The sequence below is a fragment of the Leuconostoc carnosum genome (assembly GCF_014207505.1).
Lineage (GTDB): Bacteria > Bacillota > Bacilli > Lactobacillales > Lactobacillaceae > Leuconostoc > Leuconostoc carnosum.
The window spans coordinates 1-1654 of sequence record NZ_JACHGL010000015.1; the positions used below are offsets into that span (position 1 = coordinate 1).

Consider the following 1654-nt stretch of genomic DNA (forward strand, 5'->3'; position numbering starts at 1 on the left):
GTGTGCCATATAATACTACTGACAGCTTTGATGTATTGAGTCTAATTCTTTTTTTAAACATAAAATCAGTTTACAACAAAAAGGGGGTTGATTCCGAATACAGAAAAATTTAACGATTTTCTTTATATATTCTCATTCTTTGATTAAAACAGAATCAAGCGAATTCGTTTTGTGTATGTATTAACAAAACATCAAAGACATTTAAAACTGCGTGTTTCACATTCAAAGTATTTCGTTAAACGTGTATGTGTATAGCTACAATAAATAAAAAAATTCCTAAGACTAATGTCAATGCAAAATATACCATACTCCGTTTAAAACTATTAAACTGCTCTCCCTGTGTCATCATGGTGCTGAATGTCGTCAGGCCGCCAATAAAACCCGTTCCAATAATAATATGCCAGACGTTGCTGTTCATATTAACTGATAATACACCCATCAAAAAAGCACCAATAATATTAACATAAAAAACACCTGTGAAAAAATTTGTAATCCTTGGCATAAAACTTATAACTAGATATCGAATAACAGCACCTAGCCCAGCAGCTAAACAGAAATACAAATAAAAGTTAAAAAAATTCACTGATTTAATCTCCGATTTTTTCCTACATTTTTCCCAAAAACAACTGCAATGTAAGCCAGTATAAAACTAATTAATGTATAAATAATACTAATTAAAAAATTTTCTCTACCTAATTGATTAATTTGAAGTATAAATGTGCTGAATGTTGTAAAGCCACCCATGATACCCGTCCCTATAAAATTTTTTAAAATTAAAGAATAGTCATAGCTGTCAGGAATGACTGCTCCGATATAAGCAAGGAAGAATGATCCTAAAACATTGATGACTACTATAACCCAAGGACTACTCCCAATATGTGGAATTTCGGTAATTAGTAGCCTGAACAAGCTACCTAATGACCCACCAAAAAATACTACAAGACAACTAGTCAGCAGGGTACTATCTTTTAAATATTTCATGTTTTCTCCTAAACAATACTTGTTAACACTTTAAAAAGTATAAAAATCAAATATTTATATTTTATAGTGTCTCTTCAAAAGTAAAAATTACAGATGTGGAAAATAATTTACTGATATCATCATGTATCTAAAATGCACGTTATACCAACCTAAATTGGGATACTACATGAAAATAGAAAAGAGATAATTATGATCAGTTCAGTACAATTTGAAAACACAAAATGTTATTCAAACCTATCAAACAAAGACTGCATTGCAAGTAAGGAATTCGTTTTTTTAAAAAAATGATTCTTGCGGAAAATGGCTACAAAATAGATAACATTGAAAATAACTTAGCACCAAAAATTGCAAATATAACGCTTTCTGATGACAATACCGCCCTTAAGCAACGTATATACGTTGAGTCAACAATATCAAATAAGATTCCGAATTTCGTATACTTAATATATCAAGAACGCCATACACCCGATGAAGTATCGCTTAGTACGACCATTTCATTACTAACCCCATTTAGTATTAATGGATTATTAAACAACACACCTGAAAATTAGTTTAAAAATGCTAAATAAAAACAAGCAAAATGCTCCTATCCTAGTATTTGGTACATAAATTTCTGAACAGTTGTGCCATAATTAATAAAACAAGATAGGAGCATTCCAATGAAACGATATCA

2 protein-coding genes are annotated in these 1654 nt (G+C 30.2%); both read right to left on the reverse strand.

Translation table 11 applies throughout. The features are described from left to right. Window positions 1–235: 235 nt before the first annotated feature. The gene (locus HNQ98_RS09165; RefSeq protein WP_013102144.1) at window positions 236–583 is read right to left on the reverse strand and encodes a FluC/FEX family fluoride channel; all 348 of its coding nucleotides are present in this window, start codon (window positions 581–583) and stop codon (window positions 236–238) included. After that, entirely contained in the window at window positions 580–981 is a 402-nt protein-coding gene (locus tag HNQ98_RS09170; RefSeq protein WP_010277807.1) for a fluoride efflux transporter FluC, read from the reverse strand. Before HNQ98_RS09170 ends, HNQ98_RS09165 begins: the two co-directional genes overlap by 4 nt. Window positions 982–1654: the final 673 nt, after the last annotated feature.